The organism is Burkholderia sp. MS389 (assembly GCF_016899425.1).
GTDB classification, from domain to species: Bacteria; Pseudomonadota; Gammaproteobacteria; order Burkholderiales; family Burkholderiaceae; genus Burkholderia; species Burkholderia sola.
This window is the reverse complement of record NZ_CP045996.1, coordinates 48,647-65,131: the sequence shown is the minus strand read 5'-3', so window position 1 is coordinate 65,131 and position 16,485 is coordinate 48,647. Positions and strand designations below refer to the sequence as shown.

14 protein-coding genes are annotated in these 16,485 nt (G+C 65.3%); 11 read left to right on the top strand and 3 right to left on the bottom strand.

Features of this window, described 5'->3' with window-relative positions:
- Window positions 1-165: 165 nt before the first annotated feature.
- Entirely contained in the window at window positions 166-768 is a 603-nt protein-coding gene (locus GJG85_RS30010; RefSeq protein WP_050016079.1) for a TetR/AcrR family transcriptional regulator, read from the bottom strand.
- A 416-nt stretch (window positions 769-1,184) separates the two neighbouring features.
- On the opposite strand from GJG85_RS30010, the gene GJG85_RS30005 reads away from it, so the two are divergent.
- From GJG85_RS30005 to GJG85_RS29995, 3 genes are all read left to right on the top strand, one after another.
- The gene (locus GJG85_RS30005) at window positions 1,185-1,772 is read left to right on the top strand and encodes an SEL1-like repeat protein (protein WP_089490233.1); all 588 of its coding nucleotides are present in this window, start codon (window positions 1,185-1,187) and stop codon (window positions 1,770-1,772) included.
- Window positions 1,773-1,892: 120 nt separating this feature from the next.
- Window positions 1,893-2,720, top strand: coding sequence for a hypothetical protein (locus GJG85_RS30000; RefSeq protein ID WP_124655273.1), 828 nt, complete (start codon window positions 1,893-1,895; stop codon window positions 2,718-2,720).
- A gap of 129 nt (window positions 2,721-2,849) precedes the next feature.
- The gene (locus GJG85_RS29995) at window positions 2,850-3,641 is read left to right on the top strand and encodes a hypothetical protein (protein ID WP_050016071.1); all 792 of its coding nucleotides are present in this window, start codon (window positions 2,850-2,852) and stop codon (window positions 3,639-3,641) included.
- Window positions 3,642-3,786: 145 nt separating this feature from the next.
- Here the strand turns inward: GJG85_RS29995 and GJG85_RS29990 are convergent, their stop codons facing one another.
- Window positions 3,787-4,731 carry a LysR family transcriptional regulator gene (locus GJG85_RS29990; protein ID WP_204384668.1) on the bottom strand — a complete coding sequence of 315 codons (945 nt, stop codon included), beginning with the start codon at window positions 4,729-4,731 and terminating at the stop codon, window positions 3,787-3,789.
- A 180-nt stretch (window positions 4,732-4,911) separates the two neighbouring features.
- Between GJG85_RS29990 and GJG85_RS29985 the strand changes: the two genes are divergently transcribed.
- From GJG85_RS29985 to GJG85_RS29970, 4 genes are all read left to right on the top strand, one after another.
- Window positions 4,912-5,835 (top strand): dihydrodipicolinate synthase family protein, encoded by a 924-nt coding sequence (locus GJG85_RS29985; RefSeq protein ID WP_050016069.1) that lies wholly within the window; start codon window positions 4,912-4,914, stop codon window positions 5,833-5,835.
- Between the two features lie 234 nt (window positions 5,836-6,069).
- On the top strand, window positions 6,070-7,512 hold the full coding sequence (locus GJG85_RS29980) for an MFS transporter (RefSeq protein WP_175978302.1): 1,443 nt from the start codon (window positions 6,070-6,072) through the stop codon (window positions 7,510-7,512).
- Window positions 7,513-7,699: 187 nt separating this feature from the next.
- A complete protein-coding gene (locus GJG85_RS29975; protein ID WP_176016144.1) occupies window positions 7,700-8,773 on the top strand; it encodes a porin in 1,074 nt (357 codons plus the stop codon).
- Between the two features lie 235 nt (window positions 8,774-9,008).
- Complete coding sequence (locus GJG85_RS29970) at window positions 9,009-11,090, top strand: bifunctional diguanylate cyclase/phosphodiesterase (protein ID WP_089490237.1); 2,082 nt, start codon at window positions 9,009-9,011, stop codon at window positions 11,088-11,090.
- 74 nt (window positions 11,091-11,164) lie between these two features.
- On the opposite strand, the gene GJG85_RS29965 is transcribed toward GJG85_RS29970, so the two are convergent.
- A complete protein-coding gene (locus tag GJG85_RS29965) occupies window positions 11,165-11,962 on the bottom strand; it encodes an alpha/beta fold hydrolase (protein WP_089490238.1) in 798 nt (265 codons plus the stop codon).
- Window positions 11,963-12,291: 329 nt separating this feature from the next.
- Between GJG85_RS29965 and GJG85_RS29960 the strand changes: the two genes are divergently transcribed.
- The 4 genes from GJG85_RS29960 (at window position 12,292) to GJG85_RS29945 (ending at window position 16,454) form a co-directional block, all read left to right on the top strand.
- A complete protein-coding gene (locus GJG85_RS29960) occupies window positions 12,292-12,501 on the top strand; it encodes an MbtH family NRPS accessory protein (RefSeq protein WP_050016062.1) in 210 nt (69 codons plus the stop codon).
- 228 nt (window positions 12,502-12,729) lie between these two features.
- On the top strand, window positions 12,730-14,058 hold the full coding sequence (locus GJG85_RS29955) for an MBL fold metallo-hydrolase (protein WP_239469025.1): 1,329 nt from the start codon (window positions 12,730-12,732) through the stop codon (window positions 14,056-14,058).
- Between the two features lie 25 nt (window positions 14,059-14,083).
- A complete protein-coding gene (locus GJG85_RS29950; protein WP_204384660.1) occupies window positions 14,084-14,974 on the top strand; it encodes a cupin-like domain-containing protein in 891 nt (296 codons plus the stop codon).
- A 70-nt stretch (window positions 14,975-15,044) separates the two neighbouring features.
- Window positions 15,045-16,454: a hypothetical protein gene (locus tag GJG85_RS29945; RefSeq protein WP_204384658.1), complete on the top strand. Its 1,410-nt coding sequence runs from the start codon at window positions 15,045-15,047 to the stop codon at window positions 16,452-16,454.
- Window positions 16,455-16,485: the final 31 nt, after the last annotated feature.

Below are 16,485 nucleotides of genomic sequence, written 5' to 3'. Positions count from 1 at the left end.
CGGGAGTCCAGCAGGCGCAATCGCCGTGCCTGGTCGGGCGCGTCGCGCACTGGCGGCCCGGGCGGGCGTTACGGCCCGTTCGACTTCGCGATGTCGCCTGCGTCGACCTTGCCCGGCGCCTTCCCACCGACGGTTTGCCTGCAATACGACGGCGCGCGACCTGCGTTACGTCGGGCTAGCCGCACCGTCGGCGGCCGGAACCGTCGCGTGCATCGCCTGTTCGAGCAGGGCGTGCGCGGCTTGCCACGCGCGCGCGGCAGCCGCGGAATCGTTGAACGCCCGTGCCTCGACCGTGGCGCCGTCCAGCAGCATCATGAAGACCGTTGCCAGCCGGTTGGCGGCTTCGGGCGGCACGAGGGCCTCGATCAGTTCCGCGATCCATTCGACCATTTTGCGGCGATAGCGGATCGCGACATCCGAGATCGGCGCATAAGCGGTGCCGAATTCGGCCAGCGCGCGCTCGAACAGGCAGCCGGCAAATTCGGGTGTCCTGAACCACGCCGCGTACCAGTCGAAGATGGTCTTGACGCGCTCGACCGGATCGGCGACGTGCTGCAATTGCGCGGCGATGCTGCCGACGATCAGGTCGTAGCGCTGGACCAGCACTTCGCGGATCAGCTCGTCCTTGCTCGCAAAATGCCGGTACAGCGTCATGCGGGCGACACCGGAATCGTCGATGATCCAGTCGACGCCCACCGGATGGAATCCGTGCCTGGAGAACAGTTCGGTCGCTTTGTCTACCACCAGCTGGCGTTTGTTGGCTCGCACGAACGGCTTCCTCCTCGATGTTTCAGCAGCATAGACCGATTATTCTAGCATCATGCTGTTCGACGAAATCGGGCTGCCGGCGCGGTCGGATCGCATTGTCGCCCGGCGATCTTCGCGTGCGGCGCCGGTCATCAAGTCATCTTGACTATTGGATAGACCGATATGTATCATTTGAATCCAGAAAGCATCGATCAGTATTGCGGGGATTCAGGAGGCGGAACACGGGGCTGCGTCCCGCTTGCTGTTTTCCGCCGCATCGGACGCTGCAACGATGTTTCAAGCCGAAAAGAGAACCTGAGAGAGCCTCGGTGTGCGAGCCCGCGGAACGTCTTCGCTGCGCGTCGCCCCGCCGGGGGCATGCTCGCGGGCGAGCGCGCGAAGCAATACGGCGCCAATGAAACGTGAGGAAAGTACCCATGTATCGCCGTTTACTCGCACCGGGGCTGCTGTTGCTGCTGGCCGCGTGCGCGCAGGATCCGTCGGTTACCGCCGGCACGGTACGGATCTGCGACGACACAGGTTGTTCCTATCGCCCTAAAGATCAGGTCTCCTATCAAAAAAGGGACGATGCGGAAGACCGGGACGATCCACGCATCGCCGCGCTCAAGCAAACCGCGAAGACCCAGCCGAAGGCCGCCTACGACCTCGGCCTGCGCTATTTCCGCGGCGACGGCGTGCGCCAGGACAGCTACCAGGCGCTCAAGTGGATGCGCGAGGCCGCCGAACGCGGCGACCTGAACGCGCAAAAGGCGCTCGGCAGTTTCTACCTGTTCGGTCTCGAGGAAATGGGCTCGGATGCGCGCGAAGCGGAGAAGTGGCTGTCGATCGCGGCCGGCCGCGGCGACAAGGAATCGAAGAAGCTGCTCGACCTTGCACGCAAGGCCAAGAAGGAAGACGAAGAAGACTGGAAATGGCGCACGCAATGGCGTGACGTCTATTACGGCTACTGGTACTCGGGCTATCCGTACTACGGCGTCTGGCAGCAGACGTACTGGTACTACTGACCGGGTATCGAGCAACGGGGCGGCAGCGGGGAGACCACCATCGCGCGCCACGCCGGGGGGCTTATCGAAGTTCGCACGAACACATAAGCCGAACAACGACGCTAATCGATCGATAACGACATGAAGACCAACCTTTCCCAACGTCTCACTCAAGGCGCGCTGGTTGCAGCGCTTGGCGCGGCCGTCGCGGGTTGCGGCGGCGTGGTGACGCCCGGCGGGCAGAACGCCGGCGTGACGGGCGCGGCGGCCGGCGGCGCGAGCGCCGGCGCCGATTCGCAACTGCAGCGCTGCCCGTCGCCGCTCGGCACGATCGCGGTCGACGACGGCCGCAACGCCGACTGGTGGGGCCAGTTCGGCAGCGCGACCAAGGTGACGAGCATCGATCCGCTGCTGCGGCTGGCGGTGCAGCAGTCGAACTGCTTCGTGATCACGTCGATCGGCAACCAGAAGAGCGACGCGCGCCTGTCGCGCATCACGCAGTTGCAGCGCAACTCGGGCGAATACCGCGCGGGCTCGAAGCAGCAGAAGGGCCAGCGCGTCGCGGCCGACTACTACATGGAACCGCAGATCGTGATCAACGATTCGCCGATCGGCGGGATCGGCAGCATGATCGGCGGGCTGATCGGCAACAGCGCGGTGGCGGCGGTGGCGGGCCACCTGCAGACGAAGGCGTCGGTGGTGACGCTGACGCTGTTCGACGTGCGCTCGGCGGTGCAGATCGCGGCGTCGGAAGGCAGCTCGACGGCGACCAACTACGGTGCGGCGCTGGGCGGCTTCGGCGGCGGGGTAGGCGGCGCGCTGGCGGGCTTCTCGTCGACGCCGGAAGGCAAGGCGACGGTCGTCGCGTTCATCGACGCCTACAACAAGATGGTCGTCGCGCTGCGCAGCTACAAGGCGCAGGACGTCAAGGGCGGACTGGGCCGCGGTGGGCAACTGCAGGTCAATTGACGTCGCCGGGCCGGCGGAGGCCGCCGGCCGACTCCCGATTTCTGATTCTTGATTCTTGATGGTCGGTGCGCGCGGCGTGATTCGCGCGTACGGGCTTCGTTCGTCCCGTTCGTTTGGAAGGTGATCCCGATGAAAGCCGTTGCACTGATCGCATTGACCTGCCTCGCGCTGACCGCTTGCGGCGGCGACGACAATTCCTCGCCGGCTTCGTCAGGCGGATCGGGGACGAGCAACAACGGCGGCAGCGGCGGGACGCCGACCACGGGCACATCCGGCGGCAATCCGGGCTCGCCGACCGCGTCGAACGTCGACTGTGATCCGATTTACCAGCAAGGCGATACCGTGCAGTTGCACATGTATACGCAAGCGACGTCGCAGAGCCCGTCGGTCGACAACGGCGTGTACACGCGGACTTACGCGCCGGCGACGTTCAATGGCGTGGCGCTCGTGCAGCAGGCCGAAACGACGCCCGGTTCGCCGATTCAGACCAATCACTACTACCTCGTCGGCAACGGCGTACGCACGAACTACGGCGGCGAGGTTTACAGCGGCAGCACGCTCGTGTTGCGGGACGTGAACTCGCCGCCCTATGTCGAGACGATCGGGCTCGCGGGAAGCGAGACGGTGAATTACGTGGATACGCCCGTCGTTCCGTCGGGCGGCGCGCAAACGTCCGTCTCGATCCAGCGGACGTACGTCGCGCGCGAAACGGTCAGCCTCCGCAACGGCAAGGTCTTCGCGAATGCTTGCCACTATCACACCACGGAGACCTTCACCAACTCGGCGTTGACGAGCAACACGACCGCGGACGACTGGCTCGCGCCGGGCGTCGGTCTGGTCAAGTCGGTCGCCAACGTCGGCGGCACGCAGATCATCACGCGCGAACTGGAAGCGGCGACGGTGGGCGGCAAGTCGTACTAAAGGTCGGCGCGAGATGGGCGGCGCGGATGGAGAAATCGCGCACCGCGCCGTTCGCCGCGCAAGCCGGCGCCCGACCACACGCAGCGCATCGCCGAGATCGACATCCTCACTCGATCCGGACTGCGAACGCACTGTGCCGAGCCGCTCAAATTGACCGCAGGAACGCGGCGGACACACCCAACCGAAGATCCGACGAGAGCGTGCGCGACCGGGCGATTTCCTTCGTGAGCTGCATGACCGTGCGGCAAGCCAGCGTCAGTTCGCCGTGCGGCGACATGGCAAGTGCAATGAAGCGCGGCACGGACGGATCGACCACCATCGACGCTTGCAACCGGCATTCCCGTTCGAGATTGGCGATCGCGTAAGGGCCCAGCAACGCATGAATGCCGCCATCGGCGACGATGTGCCCCTGCAGGCTGAGAGAATCGGCTTCCGCCGCGAAATTCAGCGACACCCGATGTTCGCCCGCGATTTGTTCGAGCCGCTCGCGCCAGCTATTGGGGCGGCAGAAAGAGACCAGCGGAATGCCATCGAGCCTCGAAAAAGCGATCGTGGGCTGACTGGTCAACGGATCGCCTTCCGCCCCCACCAGGTACGTCGCGGCCTCGACCAGATATTCGTCGCCGTTTCTCGGCGTCGGACTATTTCGAAACAGGATGGCGAGATCGACGCTGCCGTTCTCCAGCCAGGTTTCCAGCAACGCTCCTTGACCCTCGCGCACCTGTAACTGCACCAGCGGGTAACGCTCGCGAAGCCGATGGTAAAGGGTGCTGACAAGGGGATGGGCGGTGGAGGGCAGGATCCCGAGCCTGACCACGCCGATCGGCTCGCCCGCCGTGCTGCGGATGTCGTTGGACAACTGCTCCGTGCTGGCAAGCCACGCCCTCACACGCGGCGCGATACGCGCGCCCAACTCGGTCAACACCACGCCGCGCCCAGTCCGTTGAAACAGACGGCCGCCGCAGTACTGCTCGAGCTCGACGATCTGCCGGCTGATGTGAGGCTGGCTGGTCCCGTAAGCAACGGCCGTCTTGCTCAGGCTCCCGAGTTCCGCCGCGTCGATGAACAGCTTCCAGGCCGCATAGTCCACCGCGAAGCCTCCCGTAGATATGTCAAATCAGTATAGCTGAAATGCGCAATTACGCCGTTCTCGCATGGGTCGTGCTTCCCTACACTGCAACGCATGCACCGTCGTTCCGGTTCGATGCGAAACGGACGGCGGGCTCTCCTCCCGGAAAGAGGAGCGGAAAAGCTCACATTTGGAGACGTCATGAAAGCGATCGATCTGCGCGGTTTGGTCCCGGCACCCGTTACACCTTTCACCCGCGAGGGCGCGGTGGACCATGCGGCAATTCAACGGCTGGGCGCGTGGCTTGGCGGCATCGAAGGCGTCAAAGGCCTGACGGTGCTCGGACATGCCGGCGAAGGCACGTTCCTCTCGCAGAAAGAACAGGCTCAAGTCATCGAAAGCTTCGTGAAGTCCGTCGACGGCAAGATTCCGGTGATCGCCGGTATCACGCTCGAAGGCACGGAAGTGGCGGTGGAAGAGGCGAAGCGCGCGGTCGAGGCCGGCGCGTCGGCTGGTCTGGTCTATCCGTCGCACGGCTGGCTGCGCTTCGGCTATCAGAAAGGTGCGCCGCAGGATCGCTACCGCGCCATCCACGAAGGCAGCGGGCTGCCGCTCATCCTGTTCCAGTACCCGGACGCCACCAAGGCGACCTACAACCTCGACACGCAGCTGGAGATCGCCGCGCAACCGGGCGTCTTCGCGATGAAAAACGGCGTGCGCAACATGCGTCGCTGGGACGTCGAGATTCCGATCATCCGACGCGAGCGTCCGGAACTGCAAATCCTCACCTGCCACGACGAGTATCTGCTGCACACGATGTTCGACGTCGACGGGGCGCTCGTCGGCTACGGCAGCCTGGCTCCCGAGCCGCTCGTCGAACTGATCAAGGCGGGCAAGGCGAAAGACTACGCGGCCGCCCGCGCGATTCACGATCGCCTGCTGCCGGTGACGCGTAACGTGTATCACCGCGGGTCGCACATGGAAGGCACCGTCGCGCTCAAGCACGGTCTGGTGGCCCGCGGCATCCTCCAGCACGCCACCGTGCGCTCGCCGCTGCTGCCGCTCGCGCCAGGCGCGGACGTCGAAATCGCGGACGCGCTTCGTTCGGCCGGCCTCGTCGACTGACTCGGGCGTGGCCCGTCCATAGCCGGATGACGACGGCGCAGCGCCGTCCGCTTGCCGTCGGCGTCGAGCAGTCGGGGCGGCGCGCGAAACCGCGTCGCGCACGCCGCCGCCGACAGGCTCGGCAAATGATAAAAAGGGCGCCGATGTCGCGGAAAACCACCAAGAAACGTGACCGGTGCCGCACAACAAGAAGCAAGCCGAAGGTTCATAAAATGCAGCTTTTCAGGAGACAGCATGAACACCCCTTCGACCGCCTGCGGCGTCGACCTTGGTCGATCCGCGAGCGAAACGCGTCCCATGAGCGAGCAACTGCGGGCGGCGAACCTGCTGTTCCGCATCGAGAACGTGCCGTTTTGCAAGTGGCACACCCGGGCACGGATCGTCATGGGCAGCGCGACCCTGTTCGATGCGTTCGACGCACTGTCGCTTGCTTTCGTGCTGCCCGTACTGGTGGGCCTCTGGCATCTTTCTCCCGGCCAGATCGGCGTGCTGATCGCTGCCGGCTATCTTGGGCAGGTCGTCGGCGCGTTGGTGTTCGGCTGGCTGGCCGAGCGCCTGGGGCGCGTGCCGAGCGCCACCATTGCGGTGGGCGTCATGTCGGCCATGAGCGTCGTATGCGCGTTCACCGGCAGCTTTCACATGCTGTTTCTGATGCGTTTCCTGCAAGGCATCGGTGTGGGCGGAGAAGTGCCCGTGGCCGCCACGTACATCAACGAGCTGTCTCAAGCGCACGGCCGCGGACGCTTCTTCATCCTGTACGAACTGATTTTCCCGTTGGGCCTGCTCGCGGCCGCGCAGCTCGGTGCGTTCGTCGTCCCGCGCTTCGGTTGGGAATATATGTTCCTGATCGGCGGGATTCCCGGCATGGTCGTCGCGATCCTGATCGCACGCCTGCCGGAATCGCCGCGCTGGCTCGTTTCACGCGGGCGGTTCGATAAGGCCGAGCGCATCATCGAGCGGCTGGAAGCCAGCACGACGAAGCGCAACCTCGACACGCAGACTCAAAGGGCCGAGGTGGACGCGCGCGTGTCGGGCCTTATGACCGGACGACAGTCGAAGCGGAAGGGAACGTGGAAGGAACTGTTCTCGCCGTTCTACCGGGGCCGCACCGTCGTCGTGTGGCTGCTGTGGGCGAGCGCTTATTTCGTGGCCAATGGCATCAACAACTGGCTGCCGAGCCTCTACAAGACGGTCTACCATCTGCCGCTGCAAGCGTCGCTTCAGATGGCGTCGATCTCGAACGTCCTGAGTACGTGCGGCGTGCTTGCCTGCGCGCTGCTGATCGATCGGGTCGGACGCCGCCGGTGGGCAATGGCCTGCTTCATCATCAGCGCGGCCCTGCTCGCCGCACTGGGCATTCATGGCGCGGGCAGCGCGTGGTCCGTGATGTTGCTCGGATCGTCGGCCTATGCGGTGATGGCCACGACCACGGTCCTTCTGTACCTGTACACCCCTGAAATCTATCCCACCCGGATGCGCGCGATCGGCACCGGTCTCGCGACTTCGTGGCTGCGCGCGGCGTCTGCCGCCGCGCCGGCGATCGTCGGCGTCGTATTGACCGGAAGAGGCATCGCCGCGGTATTCGTCATGTTTGCCGTGGTCAGTGCAGTGGGCTTCGTCGTCGCCGCGCGCATGGTCGAGACGACCAATCGTTCGCTCGAAGAGATTTCCCCGTAGTCACTTGCATGCCTGACGGCGCCTTTCCCTGAGAAGCCTCGAGGGAAGGCGTTTCGTCGCTCGTCACGCCCGTGGCTTCAGCGACATGCTCGCAACAAGCGCCGCCGTCAAAGAGTAGTCCATCAGTACTGCTGACAGGATTGCCGTGAAAAAGGCCGCTCAAAAAATATGAATGGAGACAACCGAAATGAAAAAGACACGACAGGTCGTGGTGCGCGTGGCCGCCCGGCGCGTTGTCGGTACGCTCGGCGCGACGGCGATATTCAGCGCCGGTCTGGTATGGACCTCCGGCGGCGCACACGCAGACAGCGGCTCCCAGGTTCAGCTTTATGGCCTCATCGGCACCTACGTCGGGAGCATCAAACGCAGCGATACGCCGCGGTCCACGGTACTGATGGGAAGCGGCGGGCTGACCACGTCGTTCTGGGGAATCCGCGGCAAGGAAGATCTTGGCGGCGGCGTCGGCGCCATTTTCGTCCTCGAAAGCTTCTTTCAACCCGCCAACGGCGCGCTGGGACGCAGTGCGGCGGACCCGTTCTGGTCGCGCAATGCGTACGTGGGCTTTCAAGGCGACTTCGGCCAGTTGACCTTCGGGCGACAAAGAAACCCGGCCTATACGGCCGAATCCGTCGTCAATCCGTTCGGATCCTCGACCGTCTTCTCTCCACTCGTCCTGCAGACGTTCGTGACCAACTATGGCGGGACGATCATCGGCGATACGGTGTGGAACAACACCGTCAAGTACACGACGCCGGACTTCAACGGGTTCGGCGCCACCGTCATCTATGGTCTTGGCGGCGTGGCGGGCTCGCCTGGCGTCGGTAACCTCGGCGTTCACTTGAACTATCGAGGGCACGGTCTCACGGCCGTGTTGTCGGGCCAGCGCGTGCGCTATACCGCGGCAGGGCCGGTCGGCGCGCAGTACGCCTATCTGGCGGGCGCGGCATACGACTTCAAGATCGTCACGCTCTACGGCGCGTGGGCGATGACAAGCGACGCGCGTACGCCGACCGGCAGCCACACTTGCGAGGCGGGTGTGTCGATCCCGTTGTCGCCGGCCGACTTCCTGCTTGCAGAGTGGGCGCGCACGAAGCGGTCCGGCCCGACCGAAGCGGCCCGCAGCCTGCGGAACACCGCGTCTGTCGGCTACAACCACCTGCTGTCGAAACGCACGGACATCTACGCGATTTACTCCTACGACAAGCTGAGCGCTCGCCCCACCGGCAACACGTTCGCGGCCGGCATTCGCCACACGTTCTGATTCCGTCCCGCCTCCTCCAGCGCCCCGCAGCGCTAAATCCTTCCCTGAACGGGAGGGCGCGTTTATGATCCGCCGCTGCAAGCGGTCGTCGTCGGAATCGCCTGACGCGTCACACCACCGGTCCATTCCTTCGGACACCGCTTTCCGTTTGTGCCCAACTTTCCCGCGAATCCGCGAAGCCCCCGGCTGGCCGGGGGTCTCGTTACGCCAAATCGAAAGCGATCTGTAAATAACAATGCTGCCGACAAGTTATAACGCGTTGCTCGTTCTTCTTTCGCTCCTGATCGCCATCCTGGCGTCCTACACCGTGCTGGACATGGCCGGGCGTATCAAGACGGCCGGCGGGCGCGCCGCACATGGGTGGCTGGTAGGCGCGGCCAGCGTGATGGGGGCGGGCATCTGGTCGATGCATTTCGTCGGCATGCTGGCCTTCGCGTTGCCGATTCCACTGGGATACGATCCGGCCATGACGGTGCTTTCGTTGCTGATCGCCATCGGCTGCTCCACGGTTGCGCTGTGGCTCGTCTGTCGGGGCACGCTCAGATGGCACCGGCTCGGCGGCGGCGCGATGTTGATGGGGACTGGCGTAGCGGGCATGCATTACACGGGCATGGCGTCGATGCACATGTCGCCGGGTATCCGGTACGACCCGTTGCTCGTCTGCCTGTCGGTCGCGATTGCCGTCGTCGCATCGGGCGCCGTGCTGTGGATCGTATTCATTCGGCGAACCGCTTCGTCTCGCGTGCGCCTGCTCAATCTGGGGGCGGCGGTCCTGATGGGCGCCGCCATCGCCGGCATGCACTATACGGGAATGGCGGCCGCCCGGTTCCCGCTGGGCAGCATCTGCGGGGCCGCCGGCTCCAGCATGGATCCCGGCGGGCTGGCGCTCGTCATCGTCGTGGCCACGTTGGCGATACTCGCCATCGCGCTGATCGTTTCGGTCCTCGACCTGCGTCTGGAAGCCCGCACGGCGGTACTGGCGACCTCGCTGGCCGAAGCGAACCAGGAGCTGACGTATCTGGCACTGCACGACACCCTCACCAAGCTCCCCAACCGCGTGCTGCTCGAAGACCGGATCGACCAGGCGATCCAGAGCACCGACCGCGAGCACGGGTGTTTCGCGCTGATGTTCATGGACCTCGACGGATTCAAGGCCGTCAACGACGCCTATGGTCATCATGTCGGCGATCTGTTGCTGGTCGACGTGGCTCGGCGCATCGGCGCGAACCTGCGCTCGCAGGACACGATTGCCCGTCTGGGCGGCGACGAGTTCGTGCTCGTCGTGGCCGTGAACGAGCCCGCCGACGCGGCCGACGTGGCGGACAAGGTATTGGCGGTGATTCGGGCGCCGTTCCACGTGTCCGAACACGAATTGCGCGTGTCGGCCAGCATCGGTATCGCGCTCTATCCCGGCAACGGCAGCGATTTCCGCGAGCTGATGACCAATGCCGATGCGGCGATGTATCACGCCAAGGCGCTCGGCCGAGATGCGTACTGCTTCTTCGAGGCATCGATGAACGCGAATGTCCGCGAGCACTTGAAAATCGTGCAGGAACTCCGTCTGGCGCTGGAGCGGCATGAACTGGTCCTGCATTACCAGCCGAAGTTCGAAGTGCCCGATGGACCGATCATGGGCGTCGAGGCGCTGTTGCGATGGAAGCACCCGACGCGCGGCCTCATGTCGCCCGATCAGTTCATCTCGATTGCGGAAAAGACCGGATTGATCGTGCCGATCGGCGAATGGGTACTGGACGAGGCCTGCCGGCAGATGCGCGCGTGGCGCGATGCGGGCCGAACCGACTGGACGATGGCCGTGAACCTGTCACCGTTGCAGTTCGGTCACGCGAGCCTGATCCGGGTCGTGGAGGCCGCATTGCAGCGGCACGCGCTGGAGCCGCACTGCCTGACGCTGGAGATCACCGAATCGACCGCGATGCGCGATGCCGACGCCAGCCTGAGAATCCTCCAGCAGCTTCACGACATGGGGGTGCGAATTTCGATCGACGACTTCGGCACCGGTTATTCGAGCTTGCTGTATCTCAAGCGCTTGCCGGCCAGCGAGCTCAAGATCGACCGGGGATTCATCCGGGATCTCGAACACGATACCGAAGATGCCGCGATCATTTCCGCGATCGTCGCGCTCGGTCGGGCACTCGACCTGAAGATCGTCGCGGAGGGCGTTGAAACGACCGCGCAGCAGCAGTTCCTGACCCGGCTCGGCTGCAATTCGCTGCAGGGCTTCTTGCTCGGGCGTCCGATGCCGGCGGATCACTTCGTCGAAGTGACCGCGCAAGGCACGGCGATCAAGAGCATGTGATCGCGAGTCGGGGCGCGTCGCGATCGCCCGGCGCATCTCCGCAACGGTCGATGACGGCAAGCGGGTCGCCCGCCCTATGGCTGGGGTATCGCGCAATCATCGGTGTCGCGCTGCCCCGCCTGCGCCAACGCCTGGCCGATTGCGTGCCGAACCGCGGCCGGATGGTCCAAAAGAAAGAAGTGCCCGCCATCGAACTCGCGGAAATTGACCGTGTGGTGCGACGCACGCAACCAGTCACGTTGCCCGGCCGGGCTCAGCAACGTGTCGTCGCGGCCGGAGAACACCGTGACGGGGCAGGGTAGCGCGGTCGCGGACGGCAGCGGGAAGAACCGCTCGACGACGCGGAAATCCGCCTTGGCCAGCTTCAGCAGCATGGCTCGTAGCGCGTCGTGTTCCACCACTTCGCGGGGCGTCCCGCCGAGCGACACGACATAGTCGACGATCTCGGCGTCGGTGCGCAAATGGACCGGCATGCCATCGCGGTGCGCGTGGCGATGCGGGTAGAACGGCGCATCGGCGCCGGAGGCGCCGAGCCAGGCGGGCGGATGCCCGTGTTGCGCCATGTCGCACGCGAAACAGTATGCGATCAAGGCTCCCATGCTGTGGCCGAACACCGAATAGGTGCGCGGCAACAGCGGGCGCAGCGCGCGCAGGAAGTCGATCAGTTCGGGCAACGTATCGATCGCGCGAGCGCCCAGACTCCGGCCGCGGCCGGGCAGCTCGATGAGCCACACCTCGACGTCTTCCGGGAACGACGCCCCCCACCGATAGTAATTGGCCGCCGCGCCGCACGCGTGATGGAACACCAGCAGCCGATGCCGCGCCGTCGGGCGCGCGAGCGGAATGGTGAGCGTACTGGCTAGCAAGACCATGCTTCTGAACTCCGCCTAAAAACGAATCAAACAAAATACAAAACAATTTGGCCGATTATCGATTTATTCGCAAAGGCATATTCCGTCTATCTGTTCGCATATTTATGAAACAATTGGGTGGATTATTGGTTGCCGAAGAATATTATTTATCCTGTTTTCATGCAATAGAAATGTAATTGATTTAAGATGGGTTATGGTAAAGTCGGTTCGCTTCGATTTTTAGCGTGCTTGAGTCGTCGCCCGGTGCTGCCGGGCGCGCTGTTCTTATCGAAATATCGAATTATGTGGTGCGTGTGACACGCGTGATCGATTATTGAAACGAGAGAGACATGGAAGCCGAAACGCCGCAAAACGATGCCGTTTTCAAAGTGGTCGTCAATCACGAGGAACAATATGCGATCTGGCCGGACGACAAGCATGTGCCGGAAGGCTGGCGGGCGGTGGGCCCGTCGGGAAACCGGGATGCCTGCCTCGAATGGATCGGCGCCAACTGGACCGACATGCGCCCATTGAGCGTGCGGGCCGCACTGTCGAGATAATTATCGACGCTTCGCGCCACGAGCGCGCAATAAAAGATAAAGGAACGATGCGGCATTTCGCGGCCCGGTAACGGCGCGCGCGGGAGCACGTTTGCGTTTCGCCGAGAGAATCCGAGGGTAAAACACACCATGTCAGTCGATGATCGCCTGGGGGTCTTCCTCAATACAGGCATTCTGGCTTCGCGCGCGCATGATCTGGGCTTGCTGATCGAGCGGCAGGACGCGCTCATGCAGCAATTCATGGAAGCGAAATTCGAACCGGCCGCCTGTGCCGCGCTGTTGCGCGATGCGATTGCGCGCTATCCGTTTCTGGCCGAACTGTTCGATCCGGATTCGGTGGCGGCCGGCGGCTGTATCGCGAGCCGTGCGCTGCTCTACGATCTGCATCAGCGCCGCGACCGCTGGACGCTCGCGCTGGCGCCGCAGGGCGGCGAGCCGATCGTGCTCGACACCGCCGCCGGCGACGTGCCGCAGCTCGCGAATGCGCTGCGCGACGCGCTGCAGCGCAACCGCTGGCAGCCGCTGTCCGAGCTGTACGCGGACCCTCGCCTGCTCGGCTGTGAACGGCCGAAAGGCGACGCGGGGCTGGCATGGCCGGCGTTCGACGGCCCCGGCATCCAGCGGCTCGAACACGCGTCGCTGCTGATCGCATCCGAAACCACCCGTCTGCTGACCGACCCGATCAGCCTCGCGATCGGCGGCAACGTCGGCCTGCCCGATCTCGATCGCGCGCCGTCCAACCTGGCCCGGCAGATCGACGGCATGCTCGTGACGCACGGGCATCTCGACCATTGGCACATCCCGACCATCCTGCGGCACGGCGGCGACGGATCGGTGCCGGTCATCGTGCCGCACATCCCGGTCGCATCGCTGCTGGCGCAGGACGACATGCAGCAGTCGCTGCGCGACGTCGGGCAGACGGTGCTCGCGCCCGGCTGGGGCGAGACGGTGCGGATCGGCGACATCGAGATCGACATCCTGCCGTTCTACGGCGAGCAGCCGACCATCGGCGCGGCCGTGCCGCCGCACGACGTGCGCAACTGGGGCAATTGCTACCGGGTCACGACGCCGCAGTTCTCGGTGATTCTGCTCGTCGACAGCGGCGATGACGCGAAGGGCTCGGTGATGGACGTGATCGATCGGTCCGTCGCCCGGCGCGGCCGGCCCGACCTGGTCGTGAGCTGCTGCCGCGAGATGCGCAAGGCGCCGTTCTGGCAGGGCCTGTTCACGTTCTGGATGGTGCTGCCGATGACCGACCTGCAGCGCCTGCCGCGCATCGCGGAAGCGGGCGACGGCCCGTCCATCACGCTCGGCCCGTCCGGCATCGGCGAGCTTTGCGCGCGCGCCGGCGCCCATGCGTTCGCGCCGTATGCGAACGGGTTCTGCGGCATCGCCGCCGAGATCGACGACATCGGCTGGATCAACGGCGAGCCGGCGGAAGCCGACACGCTCGACCAGATCGACGCGCGCCTCGACACGCTCGGCGCCACCACCCGCGTGATCCGCTGGCTGCCCGGCGACGTGCTTCGGCACAACGGCGATTGGCAGGTGTCCTGATTTTCCTGTCGACAGGAGCCCCACGATGACTGGCAGCAAGATTGTGCCGATGCCGCGGATTCGCTACGACGGCAGCCGGAGCATGCGTGACGTTCTGGCCGGACTGAAGCATCCGGCCGTGCTGGAAGGATTCATCGACGCGTGGCCCGCGCGCACGCGCTGGACGCCGGATTTCTTCGTCGAGCGCTACGGCGAACACGAGATCACGGTGGAGACGTCGCAGCTGTCGCCGACGCCGACCCGGCCGGACCTCTACCTGGGCGCGCGCCGCTACGAAACCGCGCGCCTGGGCGCGACGATCCGCGCGATGCAGGCGCAGGGCAGTGCCCGCACCACGTACATCACCTACGCGGCGATCTATTCGACGGCGCCGGAGCTGAAGGACGACATCGTGCCGCTGCACGAGCAGCACGGCTTTCCCGGCTGGATGCCTCAGTGGCTGAGGCGCAGGCTGGTGTTGCGGCCGGGCTTCTGGCTCGGCCCGGAAGGGATTTCGTCGCCGATGCATTTCGACCGGCACGAGAACCTGAACGTGCAGGTGTACGGCCGCAAGCGCTGGGTGCTGTTCGCGCCCGAGCAGTCCGCCAACGTGTATTACCGGCAGCGCCGCGATCTGCCGGTGATCTTCAGCCCGGTGGACATGAGCGACCCGGACCCGGTGCTGTTTCCGCGCGTGCAGTCGGCGCCGCGCCACGACTTCGTGCTCGAGGCGGGCGACGTGCTGTACCTGCCGCCCGGCTGGTGGCACTACGTGGAATCGCTGAGCGATTCGATCAACGTGAACTACTGGTGGTGGTCGCCTCGCGCCGTGCGGACCTTCTGCCGGGTCGAGCTCGCGAGCCTGTGGCAGGCGCTCGCGCGCCGGTGGCGCCGCGCGGCCGACACGGCCGGCAAGCCGATGTCGATGCCGCGCTGACGCGCCGTCGCCGCGCCGTTCGTTCTATCGGCCCGCCGTGCCGGCGGCCGTGTCTCTTCAGGAAGCCATGATGCAGAACGAGTTTGATTTCACCGTCATCGATGCGCTGTACGCGACCGGCTATCACGGGCCGCGCGCGCTCGACAAACCGGAGTTCTACTGGCGCTCGATGCTGGGCTCGATGGTCGCCTATCGCGACAGCTTCTTTCGCCCGCTCGGCGAGGAGATCGCGCCGGCCGAATCGCGCGACGGCATCGAGATCGAGGCCGCGCGCTGCGAGTACGAGGGCAGCCGGTTTCATCACGCGCTGCCGATGAACATCTCGTCGCTGCGGCAGTTCGGAAACCACTGGCACCTGGTGCTGCCGACCATCTCGACGCTGCGCGACGGGTATTGCCGGCTGCGCGGCCACGACGGCGAGGTGTCGATGCTCGACCTGTGGTTCATCAGCAAGCTGTGCCAATTGCTGCCCGCCTACCTGATCCGTCGGCGCGAGCAGCCGGCCGACCCGGACAGCATTCCCGTCGTGCCGTCGATCATCTACCGGATCTCGCTCGGCATGCACCGGATCGTGCATATCTCGCTGATCAAGCGGATGGCATCGGGCGGCGATCCGGCCGCGCCGTGCCTCGCCAGCGACGCGTATTACGTGATCGCCGAGGCGGCGGGCCTGCTCGTCGGCCGCAACTCGGTGTGCGCGGGGCCGCAGACGATGGTCGAGCAGGCCTATCGCGCGATGATCGAGCCGGCGTCGCTGGCGGGCGCCGACGCGAGCGCGGCCGAGCCTGGTTTCTACCGCTACGCGACGGCGTTCCTGAAGCTCGAAGCCGAGAAATACCTGTTCGCGGTGCGTGCGACGCAGCAGTTGCGCGCGCTGATCGTCGCGCTCGACGCGGTGCCCGGTCAGGCGCGCACGCAAGCGTTCCGCGACGCGCTGGCGCGTTTCGAGGATTGGTCCACCGAACACACGAGCCCGCTCGCGCACGAGATCGCGCGCGAGGATCTCGCGATGCTGCTGCAGGGGGACGAAGCCGAGATCGCGCGGGCGCGCCAATGGCCGGCGGGCACGGTGCTGCGCCAGATGACGGCCGGGCTGAATCAGCTCGTCGCCGCGGCGGACCGCATGTGCGTGGCGACGCTCGGCGCCGACGGGTCCGCCCTGCTGGCCGAAGTCGACGCGATGCGCGACGCGCCGCGCGACGCGGACGAATGGTCGGCCGACGCGTTCGCCGCGCACGGGCTCGACGCGGCGGCGGCGCACGCGACGGCGGCCGCGCTCAATACGTACCTGCACGACGAGCGGGCCGCGCAGCGAATCTTCACGCGACTCCAGCAGGAAGTGGACCGTGCGCTCGGCATCGACGACGTCATTGCGCCGTACTCGGCCGACGACATCGCTGCCGTGTTCGGCCCGCGGCTGCGCCACTGCATCGCCGAACACTTCGCGGAAACGGACGTCGCGCACCACGCGGCCCGTTGACGCGCGGTGCGCCGGGATCGACTCGCCGCGC

Coding starts and splice junctions, on each gene's coding strand:
- GJG85_RS29985 (WP_050016069.1), top strand. CDS start 4,912: ATGAAAGCGATCGATCTGCGCGGTTTGGTCCCGGCACCCGTTACACCT.
- GJG85_RS29965 (WP_089490238.1), bottom strand. CDS start 11,962: ATGGTCTTGCTAGCCAGTACGCTCACCATTCCGCTCGCGCGCCCGACG.
- GJG85_RS29975 (WP_176016144.1), top strand. CDS start 7,700: ATGAAAAAGACACGACAGGTCGTGGTGCGCGTGGCCGCCCGGCGCGTT.
- GJG85_RS30000 (WP_124655273.1), top strand. CDS start 1,893: ATGAAGACCAACCTTTCCCAACGTCTCACTCAAGGCGCGCTGGTTGCA.
- GJG85_RS29980 (WP_175978302.1), top strand. CDS start 6,070: ATGAACACCCCTTCGACCGCCTGCGGCGTCGACCTTGGTCGATCCGCG.
- GJG85_RS29945 (WP_204384658.1), top strand. CDS start 15,045: ATGCAGAACGAGTTTGATTTCACCGTCATCGATGCGCTGTACGCGACC.
- GJG85_RS29955 (WP_239469025.1), top strand. CDS start 12,730: ATGCAGCAATTCATGGAAGCGAAATTCGAACCGGCCGCCTGTGCCGCG.
- GJG85_RS29970 (WP_089490237.1), top strand. CDS start 9,009: ATGCTGCCGACAAGTTATAACGCGTTGCTCGTTCTTCTTTCGCTCCTG.
- GJG85_RS29995 (WP_050016071.1), top strand. CDS start 2,850: ATGAAAGCCGTTGCACTGATCGCATTGACCTGCCTCGCGCTGACCGCT.
- GJG85_RS30005 (WP_089490233.1), top strand. CDS start 1,185: ATGTATCGCCGTTTACTCGCACCGGGGCTGCTGTTGCTGCTGGCCGCG.
- GJG85_RS29950 (WP_204384660.1), top strand. CDS start 14,084: ATGACTGGCAGCAAGATTGTGCCGATGCCGCGGATTCGCTACGACGGC.
- GJG85_RS29960 (WP_050016062.1), top strand. CDS start 12,292: ATGGAAGCCGAAACGCCGCAAAACGATGCCGTTTTCAAAGTGGTCGTC.